Annotated in this window: 1 protein-coding gene; it reads left to right on the top strand. The window is 44.9% G+C overall.

From position 1 onward, the window contains the following. Positions 1 to 191 precede the first annotated feature (191 nt). The coding region (locus tag Xedl_RS20120) for a transposase (RefSeq protein WP_143187526.1) at positions 192 to 383 on the top strand (192 nt) is incomplete at its 3' end.

Here is a 383-nt window from a genome sequence, read left to right as displayed (position 1 = left end):
GTCAGACTGGCGACGACGACACCAATACTATGCACAACAATGTCATTACCGTCGTCGGAATAACCCTATGGTGACAGAGCAATTACGACTGTAGTATTAGAGCCCATTTGGAATCTTTTTTGAACGTAATTGTTTTTCCTGTATTCTGTCCGCCCAAATAAGATAAGTGCCTATATAAGTGACCTGCTAGAATGAGAAAAACCTACCCGAGTGATATCAGCCGAGAAGCCTTTCAAAAAATTGAACCCTTGTTGCTCAGCAGCCGAAAACGTACGCGTCCTCGAAAAGTCGATGTGTATGAGGTGTTTTGTGCCCTGCTGTATATCCTCAAGAGCGGTTGTCAGTGGGATATGCTCCCCAGTGATTTCCCCAGCAAAAGTACC

The organism is Xenorhabdus eapokensis (assembly GCF_001908105.1).
This window is presented reverse-complemented; position numbering and strand designations above follow the sequence as displayed.